16 protein-coding genes are annotated in these 20549 nt (G+C 70.6%); 5 read left to right on the top strand and 11 right to left on the bottom strand.

Annotated elements, in window-relative coordinates; translation table 11 throughout:
• Window positions 1–60 precede the first annotated feature (60 nt).
• Together ACTOQ3_RS34580 and hrpA are read left to right on the top strand one after the other, a co-directional pair.
• Window positions 61–2361 carry a glycoside hydrolase family 6 protein gene (locus ACTOQ3_RS34580; RefSeq protein ID WP_440087684.1) on the top strand — a complete coding sequence of 767 codons (2301 nt, stop codon included), beginning with the start codon at window positions 61–63 and terminating at the stop codon, window positions 2359–2361.
• 257 nt (window positions 2362–2618) lie between these two features.
• Window positions 2619–6515: an ATP-dependent RNA helicase HrpA gene (gene hrpA / locus ACTOQ3_RS34575; protein WP_440087683.1), complete on the top strand. Its 3897-nt coding sequence runs from the start codon at window positions 2619–2621 to the stop codon at window positions 6513–6515.
• Between the two features lie 9 nt (window positions 6516–6524).
• Here hrpA and ACTOQ3_RS34570 read toward each other — a convergent pair whose 3' ends face one another.
• A complete protein-coding gene (locus ACTOQ3_RS34570; RefSeq protein WP_440087682.1) occupies window positions 6525–7148 on the bottom strand; it encodes a Uma2 family endonuclease in 624 nt (207 codons plus the stop codon).
• A gap of 243 nt (window positions 7149–7391) precedes the next feature.
• On the opposite strand from ACTOQ3_RS34570, the gene ACTOQ3_RS34565 reads away from it, so the two are divergent.
• Entirely contained in the window at window positions 7392–8039 is a 648-nt protein-coding gene (locus ACTOQ3_RS34565; protein ID WP_440087704.1) for an HAD family hydrolase, read from the top strand.
• A gap of 91 nt (window positions 8040–8130) precedes the next feature.
• Here the strand turns inward: ACTOQ3_RS34565 and ACTOQ3_RS34560 are convergent, their stop codons facing one another.
• The 8 genes from ACTOQ3_RS34560 to ACTOQ3_RS34525 all read right to left on the bottom strand — a co-directional run bounded on the left by ACTOQ3_RS34560 (window position 8131) and on the right by ACTOQ3_RS34525 (window position 16356).
• Window positions 8131–9165, bottom strand: a complete 1035-nt coding sequence (locus tag ACTOQ3_RS34560; RefSeq protein WP_440087681.1) for a pectate lyase family protein — start codon at window positions 9163–9165, stop codon at window positions 8131–8133.
• Between the two features lie 125 nt (window positions 9166–9290).
• Window positions 9291–10358 (bottom strand): pectate lyase family protein, encoded by a 1068-nt coding sequence (locus ACTOQ3_RS34555; protein ID WP_440087680.1) that lies wholly within the window; start codon window positions 10356–10358, stop codon window positions 9291–9293.
• 11 nt (window positions 10359–10369) lie between these two features.
• Window positions 10370–11425, bottom strand: coding sequence for a pectate lyase family protein (locus tag ACTOQ3_RS34550; RefSeq protein ID WP_440087679.1), 1056 nt, complete (start codon window positions 11423–11425; stop codon window positions 10370–10372).
• Window positions 11426–12146: 721 nt separating this feature from the next.
• Window positions 12147–12476, bottom strand: a complete 330-nt coding sequence (locus tag ACTOQ3_RS34545) for a DUF5709 domain-containing protein (RefSeq protein ID WP_440087678.1) — start codon at window positions 12474–12476, stop codon at window positions 12147–12149.
• An 81-nt stretch (window positions 12477–12557) separates the two neighbouring features.
• Entirely contained in the window at window positions 12558–13052 is a 495-nt protein-coding gene (locus tag ACTOQ3_RS34540) for an NUDIX domain-containing protein (RefSeq protein ID WP_440087677.1), read from the bottom strand.
• Window positions 13053–13152: 100 nt separating this feature from the next.
• Window positions 13153–13698: a GNAT family N-acetyltransferase gene (locus ACTOQ3_RS34535; protein WP_440087676.1), complete on the bottom strand. Its 546-nt coding sequence runs from the start codon at window positions 13696–13698 to the stop codon at window positions 13153–13155.
• Between the two features lie 411 nt (window positions 13699–14109).
• Window positions 14110–14706 carry an RICIN domain-containing protein gene (locus ACTOQ3_RS34530; protein ID WP_440087675.1) on the bottom strand — a complete coding sequence of 199 codons (597 nt, stop codon included), beginning with the start codon at window positions 14704–14706 and terminating at the stop codon, window positions 14110–14112.
• A gap of 207 nt (window positions 14707–14913) precedes the next feature.
• Window positions 14914–16356: a glycosyl hydrolase gene (locus tag ACTOQ3_RS34525; RefSeq protein ID WP_440087674.1), complete on the bottom strand. Its 1443-nt coding sequence runs from the start codon at window positions 16354–16356 to the stop codon at window positions 14914–14916.
• Between the two features lie 247 nt (window positions 16357–16603).
• Between ACTOQ3_RS34525 and ACTOQ3_RS34520 the strand changes: the two genes are divergently transcribed.
• On the top strand, window positions 16604–17725 hold the full coding sequence (locus ACTOQ3_RS34520) for a sensor histidine kinase (RefSeq protein WP_440087673.1): 1122 nt from the start codon (window positions 16604–16606) through the stop codon (window positions 17723–17725).
• 78 nt (window positions 17726–17803) lie between these two features.
• Window positions 17804–18466: a response regulator gene (locus ACTOQ3_RS34515; RefSeq protein ID WP_440087672.1), complete on the top strand. Its 663-nt coding sequence runs from the start codon at window positions 17804–17806 to the stop codon at window positions 18464–18466.
• 55 nt (window positions 18467–18521) lie between these two features.
• Here the strand turns inward: ACTOQ3_RS34515 and ACTOQ3_RS34510 are convergent, their stop codons facing one another.
• Window positions 18522–19355, bottom strand: coding sequence for a helix-turn-helix transcriptional regulator (locus ACTOQ3_RS34510; protein WP_440087671.1), 834 nt, complete (start codon window positions 19353–19355; stop codon window positions 18522–18524).
• A gap of 42 nt (window positions 19356–19397) precedes the next feature.
• Window positions 19398–20330 (bottom strand): SDR family oxidoreductase, encoded by a 933-nt coding sequence (locus ACTOQ3_RS34505; protein WP_440087670.1) that lies wholly within the window; start codon window positions 20328–20330, stop codon window positions 19398–19400.
• Window positions 20331–20549: the final 219 nt, after the last annotated feature.

Raw genomic sequence — 20549 nt, 5'->3', positions numbered from 1 at the left:
CATCCGTGAAACATCCGGAACATGGGAGCGCTCCCACCATCCCCCTGGAGATGATCACGAATGACAGTCAATCCGCGCCGCCAAGCCTGGCGCAACCGGTTTGCGGCCACGGCGGCCATGCTCGTGGCCGCCGCCGGCCTCGCCACCGGGCAAGCCGCCACGGCGCACGCCGCAGTCGCCTGCGACGTCGCCTACACCACCACTGACTGGCAGGGCGGATTCACCGCCAGCGTCACCCTCAAGAACCTCGGTGACCCGCTTACCAACTGGACCCTGGGCTTCGCCTTCACCGCCGGGCAGACCGTCCAGCAGGGCTGGTCGGCGACCTGGGCCCAGTCGGGCACCCAGGTCACCGCGAAGAACCTCGCCTGGAACGGCGCCCTCGCCACCGGCGCCTCCACCAGCATCGGCTTCAACGGGTCGTGGAACGGGAGCAACCCCAAGCCCGCCGCCTTCACGGTCAACGGCGTCACCTGCGGCGGGCAGAACCCGGTCAACCAGCCCCCCACGGTCAGCCTGACCAGCCCCGCCTCCGGCTCCTCCCACCAGGCCGGCGCCGCGGTGCCGCTCGCGGCGACCGCGAGCGACGACGGCTCCGTCAGCAAGGTGGAGTTCTACGTCGACGGCGCGCTGGTGAACACCGACACCAGCGCCCCCTACTCCTACTCCGCCACCGGCCTGTCGTCCGGCTCCCACACGGCCAGCGCCAAGGCCTTCGACAACGCCTCCCCGGCGCTGTCCACCCAGACCGCCGCGGTTCCCTTCACCGTGGGCGGCGCCCCGACGCCGTCGATCGTCGCCTCCCCGACCTCCCTCAGCGTTCCCGAGGGCGCCTCCAGGACGGCCGGCTTCAGGCTCAGCCAGGCGCCGAGCGGCAACGTCACGGTCAACCTGACCAAGACGGGTGACGCGGACCTCACCATCTCGCCCTCCACGCTGGCCTTCACCGCCGCCAACTGGAACACGGCGCAGAACGTGACGGTCTCGGCGGCCCAGGACGCCGACGAGGCGAACGGCACCGCCACCGTCGCGGCCGCCGCCACCGGCCACACCGGTGCCTCCGTCGCGGTGACCGAGGCCGACGACGACGGCGACACGCCGCCGATCACGCACGTCGACAACCCGTACGACGGAGCCGACGGCTACGTGAACCCCGACTGGTCGACCAAGGCCGCCGCCGAGCCCGGTGGCGACGCGATCGCCGACATCTCCACCGGCGTGTGGCTGGACCGCATCGCCGCCATCGCGGGCTCCTCCTCGGCCAGGGGCCTGCGCGCCCACCTGGACGAGGCCCTGGTGCAGGACGCCGCCAACGGCAGCAGGCCGCTGACGATCCAGGTCGTCATCTACAACCTGCCCAACCGCGACTGCTCGGCGCTCTCCTCCAACGGTGAGCTGCTCATCGCCGAGAACGGCCTGAACCGCTACAAGACCGAGTACATCGACCCGATCGCCGCGATCATGGGCGAGTCGAAGTACGCCGGCCTGCGGATCTCGACGATCATCGAGATCGACTCGCTGCCGAACCTGGTCACCAACCTCAACCTGGCGAAGTGCCAGGAGGCCAAGGACAGCGGCGCCTACGTCAACGGCGTCCGCTACGCCCTGGACAAGCTGCACGCGATCAAGAACGTCTACACCTACATCGACGCCGGGCACCACGGCTGGCTCGGCTGGGACTCTAACTTCGGTCCGTCCGCCGACCTGTTCGCGAGCACCGTCGCCGGCACCGCCGCGGGCTTCGACAGCGTGGACGGCTTCATCACCAACACCGCCAACTACTCGCCGCTGCGCGAGCCGCACTTCACCATCAACACCACCGTCAACAACCAGAACATCCGCCAGTCCGAATGGGTCGACTGGAACTTCTACGTCGACGAGCTCTCCTTCGCCCAGGCCTTCAGGAACACGCTGATCCAGAAGGGCTTCAAGTCCAACATCGGCATGCTGGTCGACACCTCCCGCAACGGCTGGGGAGGCGCGGCCCGCCCGGCCGCTCCCAGCACCTCGACGGACCTGAACACCTTCGTCGACCAGTCGCGCGTCGACCGCAGGTACCACGCCGGCAACTGGTGCAACCAGAGCGGTGCCGGACTGGGCGAGCGCCCGCGTGCCAACCCCGCCACCGGTCTGGACGCCTACGTCTGGATCAAGCCCCCGGGCGAGTCCGACGGCTCCAGCAAGCCGATCCCGAACAACGAGGGCAAGGGCTTCGACGAGATGTGCGACCCGGCCTACGAGGGCAACGAGCGCAACGGCCACAACAAGAGCGGTGCCCTGGCCGACGCGCCGATCTCCGGCCAGTGGTTCTCCGCCCAGTTCCGCCAGCTGCTCCAGAACGCCTACCCGGCGCTCCCGTAGCCCGCTGATCCCGGGTCCCGCTCCAGCGGGGCCCGGGTGGGTCCCGAACACGACGGCCCCGTCACCCCGGCCCCGGGGGGCGGGGCCGTCTCCCTGTAAGGGGCCGCCTCCTTTTATTGAGATGCGGTGGAGCGGCGGCTCGGGCAGCATGGTCGGTCGGGCCTTCGCACAGGGGCCTTCAGGTGTGGAGCCTCACACGCGCCCTCGCGGCGACGGGTGGGCCTGCACACGTGGGCCGAAAGTATCCTGGGTTCAGTATGGGAACGCCTCCTTTGACATCGCCTCTCTCCGACCTGCACGCACGCCTGCCCGAGCTCACGCTGCGTGACCAGCGGCGACTTCGCCGCAGGCTCGACGGGGCCCGCAGGGTCAGAAACCGTGCCGCGCAGCAGAAGATCGCCGCGGAGATCACCTCCGACATCGAGCGGGCCGAGCGACGGGTCGCCCAGCGCCGCGCCGGTGTCCCCGCGATCACCTATCCGGAGGCGCTGCCGGTCAGCCAGCGCAGGGACGACATCCTGGAGGCGATCCGCGACAACCAGGTCGTGATCGTCGCCGGAGAGACCGGTTCCGGCAAGACCACCCAGCTGCCGAAGATCTGCCTTGAGCTGGGCCGGGGCGTCAAGGGCCTGATCGGGCACACCCAGCCCCGCCGCATCGCCGCCCGTACCGTGGCCGAGCGCGTCGCCGAGGAACTCGACACCCCGCTCGGCGACGCCGTGGGCTACAAGGTGCGCTTCACCGACCAGGTGAGCGACGGCACCCTCGTCAAGGTCATGACGGACGGCATCCTGCTGGCCGAGTTGCAGAACGACCGCGACCTCGACCAGTACGACACGCTGATCGTCGACGAGGCGCACGAGCGCAGCCTCAACATCGACTTCATCCTCGGCTATCTCAAGCAGCTCCTCCCGCGCCGCCCCGACCTGAAGGTGATCATCACCTCGGCGACCATCGACCCCGAGCGCTTCTCCAAGCACTTCGGCGACGCGCCGATCGTGGAGGTCTCCGGCCGGACCTACCCCGTCGAGGTGCGTTACCGGCCGATCGCCGAGGACGACGACCAGATCCAGGCGATCGGCAACGCCGTCGACGAGCTGTGCGCGGAGGGACCCGGCGACATCCTGGTCTTCCTCAGCGGCGAACGGGAGATCCGCGACACCGCCGAGGCGCTGTCGAAGCGCAAGGACGCCGAGATCCTGCCGCTGTACGCCAGGCTGTCCGCCGCCGAGCAGCACCGGGTCTTCCAGCGGCACACCAACCGCCGGGTCGTGCTGGCCACCAACGTGGCCGAGACCTCGCTGACCGTGCCGGGCATCAAGTACGTGGTCGACCCCGGCTTCGCCAGGATCTCCCGCTACAGCCACCGGACCAAGGTCCAGCGCCTGCCCATCGAGGCGATCTCCCAGGCCTCGGCCAACCAGCGCAAGGGCCGCTGCGGCCGTGTCTCCGAGGGCATCTGCATCCGGCTGTACGAGGAGGACGACTTCGTCACCCGGCCGGAGTTCACCGACCCGGAGATCCTGCGCACCAACCTCGCCTCGGTCATCCTGCAGATGACCTCGATCGGCCTGGGCGACATCGGGGCCTTCCCGTTCGTCGAGCCGCCCGACCAGCGCCAGGTCAGGGACGGCTACGACCTGCTGCTCGAACTGGGCGCCTTCGACCAGGCCAGGCAGATGACCCCGCTCGGCCGCAAGCTGGCCGGGCTCCCGGTCGACCCGCGCCTGGCCCGCATGGTGCTGGAGGCCGACCACAACGGCTGCGTACGCGAGGTCATGGTCATCGCCTCCGCCCTGTCGATCCAGGACCCGCGCGAGCGACCGGCCGACAAGCAGCAGGCCGCCGACGAGAAGCACCGCCGCTTCGCGGACAAGGAGTCCGACTTCGTCTCGTACCTGAACCTGTGGGAATACCTGCAGGAGCAGCAGAAGGAGCTGTCGTCCAGCGCGTTCCGGCGATTGTGCAAGGCCGAGTTCCTCAACTACCTGCGCGTCCGCGAGTGGCAGGACGTCTACAGCCAGCTCCGCCAGATGTCGAAGAGCCTGGGTGTCACCCTCAACGGCACCCCCGGTGACGAGCAGAAGATCCACGTCTCCCTGCTGTCGGGCCTGCTGTCCCACGTAGGCGTCAAGGACATCGACAAGAAGACCGCCGACGCCGGTGGCGGCCGCCGTCCCCCGAACGAGCCGCGCAGGCCCATGACGGAGTACGTCGGCGCCCGCAACGCCCGGTTCGCGATCTTCCCGGGCTCCGCGCTCGCCAAGAAGCAGCCGCTCTGGGTGATGTCCGCCGAGCTGGTGGAGACCTCCCGGCTCTGGGCCCGGGTCAACGCCAAAATCGAACCCGAGTGGGTCGAGCCGCTCGCCCAGCACCTGATCAAGCGCACCTACTCCGAGCCGCACTGGGAGAAGAAGCAGGGCTCGGTGATGGCCTACGAGAAGGTCACCCTGTACGGCGTCCCGATCGTGGTCCAGCGCAAGGTCAACTACGGTCGCATCGACCCCGAGCTGAGCCGGGAGCTGTTCATCCGGCACGCCCTGGTCGAGGGTGACTGGGAGACCCACCACGCCTTCTTCAGGGAGAACCGCAAGCTGCTCGAAGAGGTCGAGGAGCTGGAGGAGCGGGCCCGGCGCCGCGACATCCTCGTCGACGACGAGACGCTGTTCGACTTCTACGACCAGCGCGTCCCCGCCGACGTCGTCTCCGGGCGCCACTTCGACTCCTGGTGGAAGAAGGCCAGGGCCGACCAGCCCGACCTGCTCAGCTTCGAGAAGTCGATGCTGATCAGCGAGACGGCGGGTGACGTCAGCCAGCGCGACTACCCCGACGTGTGGCGCCAGGGCGGCCTGCGCTTCCCCCTGACGTACCAGTTCGAGCCCGGCACCGACGCCGACGGCGTCACCGCGCACATCCCGCTCGCGCTGCTCAACCAGGTCAACGTCGAGGGCTTCGACTGGCAGATCCCCGGGCTGCGCGAGGAACTGCTCACCGCGCTCATCCGGAGCCTGCCCAAGCAGATCCGGCGTAACTTCGTCCCCGCTCCCAACTACGCCAAGAAGGCCCTGGAACGGGCCGAACCCACCCAGGAGCCGCTGCTCGCGGTGCTGGAACGCGAGCTGCTGAACCTGACCGGCGTCCAGGTGCCGCGCGAGGCCTGGCAGCCCGACCTGGTCCCCGACCACCTCAAGATCACCTTCCGGGTGATCGACGGTCGCAAGCAGAAGCTGGCCGAGAGCAAGGACCTGGCCGGGCTGAAACGGCGGCTCGCTCCCAAGCTCCGCCAGACCCTGTCCAAGGCCGCCGACGGCCTGGAGAAGACCGGCCTGACGGGATGGACCGTGGGCGCGCTGCCCAAGACGTTCGAGCAGCGCAGGATGAAGGCCTACCCGGCGCTCGCCGACGAGGGCGCCACCGTGGCCGTACGGATGTTCGAGACCGAGGCCGAGCAGCGCCGGGCGATGTGGGAGGGTACCCGCAGGCTGCTGCTGCTCAACACACCGTCACCGGCCAAGTGGGTGCTCGGCCGCCTCGGCAACCAGTCCAAGCTCGCCCTGAGCCGCAGCCCGCACGCCGGGGCCACCGCCCTGTTCGACGACTGCATCGCCTGCGCCGCCGACCACCTCATGACCGAGCACGGCGGTCCGGTCTGGGACGAATCGGCCTTCGCCGCGCTCCACGACAGGGTCCGGGCCGAGCTGTTCGACACCACCGCCGAGGTGGTCGCCAGGGTCGAGAGCATCCTCAAGGTCTGGCACACCGTCTCGAACCTGCTGCCGGGGTCCCGCTCAACCCCCGCGATCGAGGACATCCGCGACCAGGTGGCCAACCTCGTCTACCCGGGTTTCGTCACCGAGACCGGCTACAAACGCCTGCCCGACCTGCTCCGCTATCTGAAGGGGGCCGAACGGCGGCTGGAGAAGGTCCACGAGGACGCGTTCCGCGACGGGGAGCGGATGGACAGGGTGCACGACATCGAGGACGACTATCACGAGCTGGTCGAGAAGCTCCCCCCGGCCCGCCGCTCCGACGACGACGTCCGCCAGATCCGCTGGATGATCGAGGAGCTCAGGGTCAGCTACTTCGCCCAGACCCTCGGCACCCCGTACTCGATCTCCGACAAGCGCATCCGCAAGGCGATGGAGAAGCTCTGAACTCCGTAATCACAGGAAGATCGAGGTGTCGAGGTCGAAGTCGACGGGGGAGGGGATCCGGAGCGGCTTGCCCATCTCGGTGTGGGTCATGGTCCGGTAGCTGCCGTCCTCGGGGTCGCTGAGGACCGTGACCGCCGGAGGAGAGGCGACCGGATCGACGATCAGCATGATCGGGACGCCGCAGCCCGCGTAGATCCGGGGCTTCGTGGCGCGGTCCATTTCCATGCTCCCGGGTGAGACGATCTCCGCCACCAGGACGAGCCCCGAGGAGAGGATCTCGCGGTCTCCCCAGAGGGGCGCGTTCACGGGAAGCAGGCAGTAGTCGGGGACGATGGTGTCACGAGGGCCTTCGACGCAGATGCCGACGTCGCCGGAGAAGCTTTCCCAGCCGTTCTCGCCCTCCACGGGGATCAGAGCCCTGCTGAGACATCTGGCTATGCGCGCGTGCCGGGGGGTCGCGGAAGGACTCACGATCAGGTTCCCGTCGATGACTTCGGCCCGAAGGCCGCGGATGGGGGGAAGGGACTCGAAGATCTCCCTCGGGGTCCGAGGGAGTGGCCGGTCCTCCGGAGTGGTGTGCTGGGCGGGTGGCTGGGGCGCGGGGCGCTGGGTGGATCGCTGAGACGCTGTCATCACCATCGACCTGTATCCCTCCGTGTCCGAACAAGCGCTCTAAGTGTCGCATGGCGGCCCGGCCGGACGTGGGGCGTATGCCGCGTGATTATGGATCAGCTCGGCGGTGACGCGGCGAAGGCGTGGAAGCGATGCGGGTATGCGGGCACGCCTGTGTGAGGGGCTCGCTCCGCCGTGGTCCCGGCCGGTGTCGCCTCGGTCGGCCGGGCTACGATCGTGAGCTTGAACGGAAAGGGAGGCACCGTGGTCCGGGCGCTGGTGTTCGACGTGGGCGAGACGCTGATCGACGAGACGCGCATCTGGTCGCGCTGGGCCGACCGGCTGGGCGTCACCCGGTTCACCATGCTCGGCGTGCTCGGCGGCATGGCCGCGCTCGACAGGTCGTTCGAGGACGCCTTCCGGCTGCTGCGGCCCGGCTTCGACGTCGAGGCCGAGCAGGAGGCGTGGAAGCGTGACGATCCGGACGGGCTACGGGTCAACTTCGACGCCGACGACCTCTACCCGGACGTGCGGCCCGCCCTGGCGGCGCTGCGCGACCTCGGCCACGAGCTGATCATCGCGGGCAACCAGCCGCCGCAGGCGCGCGACGCGCTCGTCGCGATGGACCTGCCCGTCGACGCGGTGCACACCTCCGACGGCTGGGGCGTCTCCAAGCCGGCCCCGGAGTTCTTCGCCAGGGTCGCCGCGGTGTCGGGACGCGAGCCCGGCGAGATCCTCTACGTGGGCGACCGGCTGGACAACGACGTGCTCCCCGCGCGGGCGGCGGGCATGCGGACCGCCCTGATCCGCCGGGGACCCTGGGGGCACCTGCACGCGGAGCGCCCCCGGGCCGCCGAGGCGGACCACGTCGTCGACGACCTGCACGCCCTGGTCGCCGCGCTCGCCCGCTGACCGTCGTACGCCGCACCTTGTCCGGGGAAGCCCCGTCCGGGGAAGCCCCGTCCGGGGAAGCCCCGTCCGGGGAAGCCCCGTCCGGGGAAGGTCAGGGAGTCCCCCACTGCGTGCCGACGCCGGCGCCGGCGCGCACCGCCGACGGGACACCGGCGGGGGCGTCGACCGTGTACGCGTAGAAGGTACGCGGCTCGACGACGGTGCCCGAGGTCTCCGGGGTTCCCGAGTTCACGTAGACGTTGTTGCGCTGCACCGCCCGTCCCGGGCCGCTGTCGGCGTAGCCGCTCGCGGAGAAGAGCGGGTGGGGCACGTCCTGGAAGTAGTTGCCCTCCACGACCACCCCGGCGTTCTCCGTCGAGGCCACCCCGTACAGCTCGTTGCCCAGGAAGTAGTTGTTGAAGACGTGCACCGGCTCGCCGAAGCGGATGCGCGGGTGGCGCTGCCGGCTGTTGTCGAAGAAGTTGTGGTGGATCGTCACCTTGAGGTGGCCGATGTCGGTGCCCGCGGCGCCGTCGGAGTGGCTGATCAGCATGCTCTTGTCGGAGTGGTCGAAGTGGTTCCACGACACGGTGACGTAGTCGGCGCCGCGCACCACGTCGATCGAGCCGTCGACCGCGCCGGAGAAGGTGTTGTGGTCGATCCAGATGTGGTGCGACTGCTGGCCGACGTTGATCGCGTCGTCCTCGGCCTCGGTGAACCGGATGTTGCGCACGATCACGTTGTACGACCGGTAGAAGTCCAGGCCGCCGCCGGTGATGTGACCCGAGGTGCCCACCCCGATGATGGTCTTGTTCGGCCGGACCCCCTGCTTGCTGGTGATCGCGATGGTGCCCGCCACCCGGATGACGAGCGTCTCCTTGCTGTCGATGTACTCCAGGAACGCGTCGGCGTCGGTCACGGTGACGGTCCGCCCGCCCGCGCCGCCGGTGGTGCCGTTCTGGCCGAGGGCGTTGACCGACGCGAAACCGACCGGGGTGCCCACCGCCGCGGCGGTCCCGGTCGCGGCACCCGCGCCGGCCGGGGTCACGGAGAGGGCGGTGGCCAGCAGGGCCGTGGCGACGGCGGCGGTGGCGGCGCGGAGGGCCGTACCCCGCCGGGTCGCGTGATCGGCGGTGATCTGGGGCATGGTGGTCGCCTTCCTGATGGAGAAGCCTTCACGGGCGTTCCGGGGAGGCTCCGGGGGAGTTTCGGGAGAGGAGGCCGCCGCCCGCCGGTGGGGGGAGTCCGGCGGGCGGCGATCGGGGGAGGGAGCTAGCAGCCGATCTTCCCGACACCCGCGCCGGCGGACACGGTCGCCGGGACGGTCGCGGGGTCGTCGACGGTGTACGGGTAGTACGTGCGCGGCTCGACGACGGTGCCGGCCGTCTGGGGGGTGCCGGAGCCGACGTAGCGGTTGTTCCGCTCCACCACCCGGCCGGGACCGCTCTTGTCGTAGCCCACGTAGATCGGGTGGGCGACGTTCTCGAAGTAGTTGCCCTCGACGAGCACGCCGGCGTTCTCCGTGGACGCGACGCCGTAGAGCGCGTTGTCGCGGTAGTAGTTGTTGAGGACGTGGACCGGTTCGGCGAAGCGCACCCGGGGGTGCCGCTGGTCGGTGCCGTCGAAGAAGTTGTGGTGGTAGGTGACGCGCAGCTTCCCGACGTCGGCGGTGTAGCTGTCCGAGTGGCCCAGCAGTGCCGACTTGCTGTGGTGGTGGAAGTGGTTCCACGAGACCGTGACGAAGTCCGACTCCCGCTTGATGTCGAGCAGGCCGTCGTAGCCGTCCGAGAGGTCGTTGTGGTCGATCCACACGTGGTGCGCCTTGTTCGTGACGCTGATCGAGTCGTCCTCGGCGCCGGTGAACCGGATGTTCCTGATGATCACGTTGTTACCCGGCCGGGTCGTCGAGCCGAGCTGGAGGCCGCCACCGGTGATCTCGGCGGTCGTGCCCACGCCCAGGATGCTCTTGTTCGCGACCACGGTGAGCATGCCGGACACCTGGATGCGGCCGGACACCTGGATCACGTACGGGCCGGGCCGGCCGACGTAGTCCTTCAGGGCCGCGGCCGTGGTCACGGTGACGACGGGCCCTCCGGCACCGCCGGTGGTGCCGTTCTGGCCGAGGGCGTTGACGGTGGCGAAGCCGGTCGGCGTGCCGGTGCAGGCCGCGGCGAGTTTCCCCACCGCCTGCCCTGTCACGGAGCCCGTCCTCGCGGTGGCCGTACCCGAGGCGGTGGTGTCGGCGCTCGCGGCGCCACCCGCGCCGGCGAGCGCGGCGACCAGGAGCGCCGCGGCGGCGGCCGAGCGGAGGCGGGGGCGGGGGCGGTGTTCGGCGTTCATCGTCGTCTCCCTCAGATCTTCCCGACGCCGGCACCGGCGGGCACGATGGTCGGCACCGCGGAGGCCGGATCCGCGCCGTAGGAGTAGTAGGTGCGCGGCTCGGTCACGGTGCCCCGGGTCTCGATGGCGTGGTTGCAGTCGACCAGGATGTTGCCGCGCTCGACCAGGCGCCCGAGGTCCCCGCTGAACTCCACCCGTCCGGGGTTGTTGACGCTGTAGAAGTAGTTGTTCTCGACCAGCACCCCGGCGTCGTAGGTGGACGCGATGCCGTAGCTGTTGTCCCGGTAGTAGTTGTTGTAGACGTGCACGACGTTCGCGAAGCGCACCCGGGGGTGCCGCTGGTCGGAGGCGTCGAAGAAGTTGTGGTGGTAGGTGACGCGCAGCCGGCCGATGTCCTGCGGGCCCGCGTCCTCGTCGTGGGAGAGCAGCAGCGTCTTGTCGTGGTCGTGGAACCTGTTCCAGGAGACGGTCACGAAGTCTGAGCCGCGCTTGATGTCGACCGCGCCGTCGTCCCCGTTGGAGAAGTCGTTGTGGTCGATCCAGACGTGGTGGCTGAACATCTGCACGTTGATCATGTCGTCGGTGGCGCCGGAGAACGCGATGTTGCGGATGATGATGTTGTGCACGGCGTTCGCGGGCGGCGAGGTGACGGAGTCGCTGACCGGCAGGCCGATGTTCAGCCCGCCGCCGACCAGCGCGGCGTTCGCGCCGACCCCGATGATCGTCTTGTCCGACGTGACGTTGTGCATGCCGTCGCTGGAGCCGGTGGGCAGGGTGATCCGGCCGGTGACCTGGATGACGTACGGCCCGGGGCGGGCGATGTAGTCGAGGAACTGCGCGGTCGTGGCCGCGGTGACCGTGGGGCCTCCGGCACCGCCGGTGGTGCCGTTCTGGCCGAGGGCGTTGACGGTGGAGAAGCCGATCTGGGCGTTGACCGGGTCCGCGTACCGCGCGGTTCCGGTCTCCGCCACAGCGGGGCCGATCAGGGCGGAGATCAGGAGGGCGACGGCCGTGAGGATGAGTGCCGTGCGCGGGGTGGTTCCGGGTGCGGGACGCGGCGGCTCCATGGGTTCCGAGGGAAGGGGCCGTGGTGGCGGAGGGGGGGTGGGTCTGGGGGACACGTGTTCTCTGCTCTCTGCGCGCGGTCGCGGTCGCGGCGGCGTGCGGTCAGGCGGCAGCGTGAAGCCGGGAGAGGAGTACGGGATGTCCGCGGTGCGCGGCTCGTCGGCGCGCCGGCCCCGGTCTCCGGTAAGGAGACGGTGCGCCGGTCGCGCGGGAGGCGGTGCGTTCCCACAGCGCGGCGGTCGTCGTCTCGCCGGGCCGGTCCGCCCGTGGGGTGAGGCCGCGCGGCGCGCCGTGGGAGGTGAGGCGGGAGTGGTCACCGCACTCGGGAAAAGGGAGGGCTCGGGTCAGTGCGCGGTTATGGCATCACCACCTTTCAGAGGGTGGGCGCTTCCCGGCGGGGCGCTAGGAAAGCGCTTTCCAGACGGGCCCGAGTTTATGTTTCCAACAAGTTTCTGTCAATGCTCCCGGCCTGCCCTCGGGAGGCGCAGGTGGCGGGCCCGGGTTCACGGAGGTGGCGTACGGTGCGCGGAGGGTGCGCGGAGGGTGCGCGGCGCGGAGGGAGAACCGTTCCGGCGTATGGGGCTCGGGCGGGGGGCGGTTCCGGCGCACGAGGTGCGCGGGCGGGAAACCGTTCGCCCCGGGCCTCGTCGTGTCGATGAGGCCCGGGGGCGCGTCCGGTGATTCGTGTCCGGTTCGCGAGCGCCGGGATTTCCGCGGCGATTCTCAGGTGTCGCGGTACTCGATGTCGGGCTCGATGTGGACGGCGCGCTCCTCGGCGGACAGGTCGCCGTCGTCGAGACCCGCCTCCGAGGCGTACTCCTCCGAGGTCTCGTCGGGGCTCAGCCCCTCGTCCGGCGCCACCAGGCGGGTCCCGTCACGCGGGCTCCGCTCGCGGTCCGGTGCCTCGCGCCGGAGGCGCTCGTCGAGGGTGTCCTGGTGCTCGTCGTCGTGTTCGACGATCTCGTGGTTGAGGCCGAGGTCGTCGGTCCACTCCTCGACCTCGATCGCCTGCTCGTCGCTCAGACCCTCGCGGTCTGGGGGTGTTTCGGTCATACCGCGGCCCTACCCGTTTTATCGCCTTAAATCCCAGGTCAGCTCTCCGTCGCGCCTCCGCCGAGCCCGTGAGCGGCTTTCTCAGCCTTCGGCGCCCGGAGGGTCGTCCGGCAGGTAGACGGGGTGCTGGTTCTCGCGGGCCAGGCGTCCGGCGGCGAGACGGGGCGCGACGTGCGCCGGCAGGAGGGGGGCGGCGGCGTCCCAGGGGAGGAACGCCGCCTCGTCGAGCTCCGCGACCTGCAGCCGTATGCGGGCGGGGTCGTCCAGGACGCCGCCGTCGAACATGAAGTTGATCATCGCGCGGGGGCGGTCCCTCGCCGGCGGAATCCACTGGACCACGAGCAGCTCGCCCGCCTTGACGGACACGCCGAGCTCCTCGGCCACCTCGCGCGTGGCGCCGTCGTGGGGTGCCTCGCCCTCCTCGACGATCCCGCCGGGAAAGTTCCAGCCGGGCCGGTAGTTGGGCTTGACCAGCAGGACGCGGTCCTCCGCGTCGGTGAGCAGCATGCAGGCCGAGACGAACACGCTGGGCAGGGTGGCGTACCAGTCGGCGGGATCGGGATAGGGCTCGCTCATCCCTGCCACGCTACCTCCGTGACCGGCCGGTCACGGATGGATCCGCCGATCCGTCCGCTGCGAGGGAGCCCTTCCCGCCTGGCGGGTCGCCGCCTCTCGCTCAGCCGAGTTTCCTGACCAGGAGTTCCATTTCCAGGTCGTCCCGGGTCGGCACGCCGACGCTCTCGTCGTCGTAGGGGAAGGGGATCATCTCGCCGGTGCGGGTGTAGCCGCGGCGCACGTACCAGGCCAGGAGTTCCTCGCGTGCCGAGATCACCGTCATGCGCATCTCGCCCACGCCCCAGGCGTCGCGGGCGAAGCGCTCGGCCTCGGCGAGGACCGCCTTGCCGAAGCCGCCGCCCTGCAGGGTGGGGCGTACGGCGAACATCCCGAAGTACGCGTACCCGCCCCGGTGCTCCACCTGGCAGCAGGCGACGATCTCGCCTTCCACCTCCATGACGATCATGTGACTTTCCGGCTTCTCGATCTCGGCGGTCACGCTCTCGGCGTTCGTCCGCCGCCCGCTCAGCAGGTTCGCCTCGGTCGTCCATCCGGCGCGGCTCGACTCGCCCCGGTACGCCGAATCGACCAGGAGCACCAGGGCGGGCACGTCCGCGACGGTGGCCGCGCGGAACGTCGGTGGCGCGGTCCGGAAGGGGCTGTTCATGCGGATGATCCTCTCAACAGATGTGAGACGTATGCGAACACCGAGTCGCCGATCATGCGAATCATACCTAAATAGGGCTTTTATCCTTTCTTTTCGTGTAGAGAGCTCTTCGTGTGGAGAATCCTTTATGCCGAGCGGAGAGTGCCGAGCGGAGAGCGCAGCGGCCGTGTCATCCCTGGTGGAGTCGCCGGGAAACGGCTCGGCGCCGGAAGCGCGGGAGGTGTCCCGCGATCCCGGCGCCCGGATTCCCGGGAAGGTGGCGTTCCCCTCCTGCTCGCCACCTTCCTGTCCGTCCCCTGCAGGCGGGGTGCCCCGGCTTCCCCCGAAGCCTTTCCCCGGGCCCCGGCCGGGGCGTCTCGCTCGAACGTCCGTTCAGGCGATCTGCTGAGACGGCCCGCTCGGACGTCTCGCTCAGACCCCGAAGATCGACCAGCGCTGGTTGAAGTCCCCGTTGTCGGACCGCTGGGTGATCCTGGTTCCACTGCCGCTCCCGTCGGCGGTGGCGACCAGGCCGCTGTTGCGGTTCTCCAGCTTCAGGAAGGTCGCGTTGACACTGAAGTCACGGATCCACTGCTGGCTGAGGCTGCCGTCACACGCCTTGGTGATCACGGCCGCGCCGCTGCTCTTGGACTTGCCGTTGACGTCCAGGCAGCCGCCCTGCTGGTTGGCGAAGGTGAAGGCGATCCTGCCGCCTCCCAGGACCTGGACCTGCTCCATGGTCCACCGCTGGTTGAGGAAGGGGCCGTCGTTCTGCAGGACCGCGATGCCGAGGGCGGCGGTGGCCGGGCTCTTGGCCAGCGCGGTCTGCGGGGCGTTCTGCGGTGAGATGTTCACCAGCGTGCCCGCGCTCGCCGACGCGGCCGGTGAGGTGGCCAGGACCCCGGCGACGACCGCCGCCGCGGCGAGCGCCGAGGCGGCGATCGAGGACCTGCGCCCGAGGGCGCCGGAACGGGGATGGACAGGCGACGTGAGATGCTCCGTTTTCTGAATGGCGGGCGAAGGCCGCACCTGACGATCGGAACGCCCCGTCTGTTCGGTGGCGTCCGTACAACCGGCAAGGTAGCGCCCTGCCGAACGCGCCCACCATGGAGAAATACGCGCTCGTCCGGACTTCGGCCGGAGGAGAAACGGGTCTGGCCCGCGCGAGACAGGACTCGCGCGGGCCAGACGTGGGGAGGCCGCGGACCCGGCCCGGGTCCTCGGCGATGATCTAGGTCACTCGGCCGCCTGGAAGGCGCGGCCCGCGAGGGTGGGGACGCCGTTGCTCCGGAACAGCCCGCTGTTGGGCTCGGTGTCGGAGGAGGGCAGGCCGAACCAGGCGTAGCGCTGCACGTACGGCAGGGAGGCCAGCATCTTGGTGGACGCGGTGACGAAGGCGGCCTGCTGCGCGTCCGTGGGGAAGCGGACGCCGTTCGAGAAGTCGATCAGGGCGTACTCGGTGAGCCAGATCGGCTTGCGGTAGCGCTCGTACACGGCCTGGATGTACGACTTGAGCTGGCCGACCGCCGCCTCGGCGCGGAAGTCGCCGCCGTACCAGTGCAGCGTGACGAAGTCGACGCGGTAGTTCTTCTGGGCCGCCCCGGTCATGAACCGGTCCAGCCAGCCGCCCGCCCGGTCACCGCCCCAGGCGACGGCGGGGCTGCCGACCTTCAGGCCGGTCGCGGTGAGCCTCGGCCACAGCGACAGTGCCTTGTCCACGGTCATGTTGGACTGCTCGGCGAAGTCCGGCTCGTTGAAACCGAGCAGGTAGGGAGAGCCGGCGTTCTTCGCCTGGGCGAGGTTCTGGTCGGTGACGCTGTCGGCCCCCCAGATCATCGGGACGAACTCCGTCCCCTTGGGTGTGGTGACGCCGTTGTGGTTCGTGGACCACGTGTAGTACCAGCTCGCGCCGGAGGCTTCGAGCGCCGCGCTGACGTTGGGCGCCTGCCACACGCCCACGCCCTTCTTGCCCGAGGTTCCCGTGGGGGGGACCTCCGGGACCGGCGTGGTCGGGGTCTTGCTGGGAGTGGAGCTCGGGGTGGAGCTCGGGGTCGGCTTGGTCGGCGTGGCGCTGGGGGTGGAACTCGGGGTGCGGCTCGGGCTCGAACTCGGCGCCGGCCTGGTCGGGGTGGCGCTGGGCACCGGGGTGGCCGAGCCCTTGCCGAAGACCTGGAACTCCCAGAGCGAGACGCCGTACTGGCTGGACCGCTTGATGGTGTGGAGCCGCACGTACCGGCCGGTGGCCGACACGTTGAGGGTCTGCACGCCGCCCTTGCCCGCGGTCGTGCTGTGGATCGTCTTCCACCGGCCGCCGCCGGAGGACGTCTGGATCCGGAACGCGGTGGCGTGGGCGCGCTCCCAGTTCAGCACGATCTTGTTGATCGCGGTGGACCTGCCCAGGTCCACCTGCAGCCACTGCGGGTCGGTGAACTTGCTGGACCAGCGGGTGCCGCTGTCACCGTCGACCGCGGCCGCGGCGGACAGGTCGCCTCGCTCGACCGAGGAGGCGACGGCCGCCCGGCCCTGCGACAGGGGGGCTTCGGCCGCGCCCGCGGGAAGGGCGCCGTTCACCGCGGAGGCGCCCACGACGGCCACGAGCGCACTTACGAGCGCGGCGCGGCGTACCTGACGAACAGCCGTGCGACCTGCTGCGATACCACGCGGAACAGTCTCACTCATATGGATGAGGTCCTTCGTACGGGGAGTAGAGATCGGACATTGTCGGCGTATCGGGAGGCGTGCCGGATGGGTCGGACCGCGGATTTCCTGTCGGTCGTGTCCGGTGCCGGACGTGTTCGCTCCTGTACAGGAGACCGGCGGGCGGGCCGGGGACAACGGAAATCCGGAAAGGGATTCCGCGCCCTTCCCGTCGCCCGCGCCGTCCGGGCTCGCGATGGGGCGGTGACCGATCTGCGATACTCCGGAAGTGCGCCGTTCGTCCCGCAGCCCGCTCCGGTTGGTCGCCGACGTCGCCGTCTCGCTCGTCGTGGGGCTGTATCTGGTCGCCCTGGTGATGGACGAGGTGGTGCCGCGCGCCGGTCCGCTGGTGATCCTCGGGACGATCGCGAGTGCGGCGCAGGGCGTGGCGCTGTGGTGGCGGCGTTCCCATCCGGTGCCGGTGATGGCGATCGCGCTCGCCGGAGGGGCCCTCGTCCACTTCCTCGCGCCGCAGGGGATCTTTCCGTTCGCGGGCCTCATCGCACTCGGCTCGCTGGCCGCCGCCCGGCCGCCCCGCGTGTCGCTGCCCGCGCTCGCGGCGCTGCTCGCGCTGACCGCGTCGAACTTCCTCACCGCCTCCAGCGAGGAGGCGCAGTTCGCGATGGCGTTCCCGGTCGTCGCCTGGGCGCTCGGCGAGGTCGTGCGCAACCGGCGCGTGGCGATCGACCAGGAGTCGCGCAGGGCGGTCGGCGAGGAGCAGGCGCGGATCGCCCGGGAGGTGCACGACGTGATCGCGCACAGCGTCTCGGTCATCGTCGTGCAGGCGGCGGCCGCCGACGACGTCTTCGACGAGCGCCCCGACCAGGCGCGCGCCGCGCTGCGCTCGATCGAGGCGGCGGGGCGCGACGCGCTCGGGGAACTGCGCCGGCTGCTGGCCGTGGTACGGCCGGAGACGGGCGAGGAGTCGCTCCGGCGGCCGGGACTCGACCGGCTCGGGGAGCTCGTGGAGCCGTTCCGCGCCGCCGGTCTGGAGGTCGCGGTGCGCAGGGAGGGAACCGGCGCCGGTACCGGTGGTGCGCTGCCGGCCGGGGTCGACCTCTCCGCCTACCGGATCGTCCAGGAGGCGCTCACCAACACGCTGCGTCACGCGGGCGCCGGCCGCGCGGAGGTGACCGTCAGGGCCGCCGCGGGGATGCTCGAACTGGACATCCTCGACGACGGGCGCGGGAGCGGCACGGGTGACGAGGGGGGTGGCGACGGCGGCACCGGCCACGGGATCGCGGGGATGCGCGAGCGCGCCGCGATGCTCGGCGGCACCCTCGACGCGGGCCCGCTGCCCGGCGGCGGGTTCCGCGTCCACGCTCGCCTGCCGTTGGGGGCGGTGCGATGAACGTTCGTGTCCGTCTGCCGTTGAGGGCGCCGCGATGAACGTCCGTACCCGCGCTCGCCTGCCGTTGGAGGCGGTGCGATGAGCATCCGGGTGGTGATCGCCGATGACCAGGCGCTGGTCCGCGGCGGCTTCCGGATGATCCTGGAGGCGAGGGCGGATCTCGAGGTGGTCGGCGAGGCAGGGGACGGCGGGGAGGCCGCGATTCTGGTCGAGCGGCTGAGGCCCGACGTCGTCCTGATGGACGTGCGGATGCCCGGCGTCGACGGGCTGGAGGCGACCCGGCGGATCGTCGCCTCGGGGAGTCCGGTCCGGGTCATCGTCCTGACCACCTACGACGTCGACGAGTCCGTGTTCGCCGCCCTGCGCGCCGGGGCGAGCGCGTTCCTGCTCAAGGACGTGCGGCCCGCCGAGCTGGTGGAGGCGATCCGCGTGGTGGCGCGCGGCGACGCACTGCTCGCGCCGTCGGTCACCCGCAGGCTGCTCGACCGTTTCGTCACCGTTCTGCCTGATCCCGGTGGCTCGCCGCCCGATCTCGGCTCGCTGACCGGGCGGGAGGTCGAGGTGCTGCGGCTGGTCGCGCTCGCGCTGTCCAACGCCGAGATCGCCGAGCGGCTCGTGCTCACCGAGGCCACGGTCAAGACGCACGTCTCCTCGGTGCTGCGCAAGCTCGGCCTGCGCGACCGGGTCCAGGCCGTCGTCCTCGCCTACGACGTGGGACTCGTGCGCCCGCGCTCCACCTGAACGAGGAGCCGGTCCTCCGGGAGCCGCGCTCCGGACGACCCCGACGGGTACGGATTCAGACGCGCAGATCGCCGAGGGCCGGGAGCAGCTGGAGCTTCTCCTGGCTCTCGCTGCCCGGCACGGCGGTGAAGACCAGCAGCATCTGGGACTGGTCGGGGTCGACCAGGGTCTGGCAGTGCAGCTCCAGCAGGCCGAGCCGCGGGTGCAGGATGCGCTTCGTCCCGCAGAACGGGCCCAGGACGGGGTGCTCGTGCCAGAGCGCGGCGAACTCCGGGCTCGCCGCCAGCAGCGCGTCGACCAGCGCGGCCGCGCGCGAGCCCCTGCCGTCCCGCGTGTACGCGTCGCGCAGGCTGGCCGTGAAGAGGCGGTCGTGCGTCGGGTGGTCGTCCTCGGGATAGATCAGCCGCGCGGCCGGGTCGGTGAACCAGCGGTAGTGCATGCTGCGCGCCATCCCGGTGTGGACGCTCTCGTCGCCCATCAGCGCCACCGCGAGCCGGGTCTGCCTGAGCGTCTCGCCGAGATGGCTCATCACCTGCGCGGGGGTGTCCTCCAGCCGGTCGAAGATGCGCATCATCCCGGGGTTGATGTGGTCGCCGCGGAAGACCCGCCGCGGGGTGGCGTGGCCGGCGAGGCGGAACAGGTGGTCGCGCTCCTCAAGGGAGAGGTGCAGTCCCCGGGCGATCGCGGCGAGCATCTGCTCGGACGGGTTGGGCCCGCGCCGCTGCTCGATCCGGCTGTAGTAGTCGGCGGACATGCCGCACAGCGCGGCGACCTCCTCGCGCCGCAGCCCGCCGGTGCGCCGCCGCCGCCCGCGAGGCAGCCCGACGTCCTCGGGCTGCAGCGCCTCCCGCCGGGTGCGCAGGAACTCGGCCAGCTCGGCCCTGTCCATGTGGTGAGTCTCCCCTTTCCGGGAACGGCCGCCGTGAGGATCTCAGGCGGAGGCGAATTCGACCCTGGCCAGCCGCTCGGAGACGTCCCAGAGCCGGGTCGCGGCGGCCTCGTCACGGGCCGGCCTGTAGACGGCCAGCTCGGTCGGGCCCCCGGTGAACTGGCCGAAGCCGTCGGGCCCGTAGAGGCGGCCTCCCCGTGCCCGCGGGTCGGTGGCCGCGTACAGGGCGGGGAGCGCGCCCTTGTCGACGGTCTGCACGAACAGGCCCACGCGGGAGAGCCGCGTCATGATCGCCTCAAGCGGCGAGGGGCGCTCGCGGCCCAGGTTGGGGCCGGACGCGTAGAGGTTCGTCAGGGTCGTGCCGGGGTGCGCGACGTTGCTGACGACGCCCCAGCCGCCGGCCCGGCTGCGCCGGTCGAGCTCGAGGCCGAACAGCAGGTTGGCCAGCTTCGACAGCCCGTACGAACGGATCGGGGAGTATTTCCGCTCGCTCTGCAGGTCGTCCCAGTCGATCTTGGCGGTGCGGGCGGCACTGCTCGACATGGTGGTGACACGGGCCCGGCCGGCGCGCAGCAGCGGCAGGATCCCGCCGACCAACGCGACGTGGCCGATGTGGTTCGTGCCGAACTGCAGCTCCAGGCCGTCGGCCGTGGTGTGCCGGGTGGCGGGCGACATGACGCCCGCGTTGTTGATCAGGATGTCGACCGGCCGGTCCTCGGCGTTCAGCCTCTTCGCGAAGGCGGCCACGGAGTCCAGCGAGGCCAGATCGAGCTCACGGAGGGAGACCGTCGCTCCGGGAGCCGCCGCGCGGACACGCGCGACGGCCGCCTCGCCCTTGACGGGGTTGCGGACCGGCAGCACGAGCTCGGCGCCCGCCCGGGCCAGGCGTACGGCCAGGCCGAGGCCGACGCCGTCGCTCGCACCGGTCACCACGGCGAGCTTCCCGGTCAGATCGGGCACAGACACGTCTTTCATGATAACTCCCTGGTCAGAGGCTATTTACGGTCGAAGTAAGCGTCGCAAACGCCACGGGGCCGGTCCATGTCGCGCTTATCCACGGATCACCTGTCCGTGGATGAGCGGATGAGCGGCCCGGTGCGTGCCGCCGTCTCCGTCCCAGGAGGGAGAGGCGTGGGCGGGCTCGGTCCGGAGGAGGGGGCGAAGGCCGCTCCCGCGTTCGATGCGCGCGGAGGC

Origin of the sequence: Streptosporangium sp. LJ11, assembly GCF_051918945.1 — a bacterium.
In the GTDB taxonomy this organism is placed as follows: Bacteria; Actinomycetota; Actinomycetes; order Streptosporangiales; family Streptosporangiaceae; genus Streptosporangium.
The sequence above is the reverse complement of the archived record's forward strand: the minus strand, read 5'-3'. Positions and strand labels throughout refer to the sequence as shown.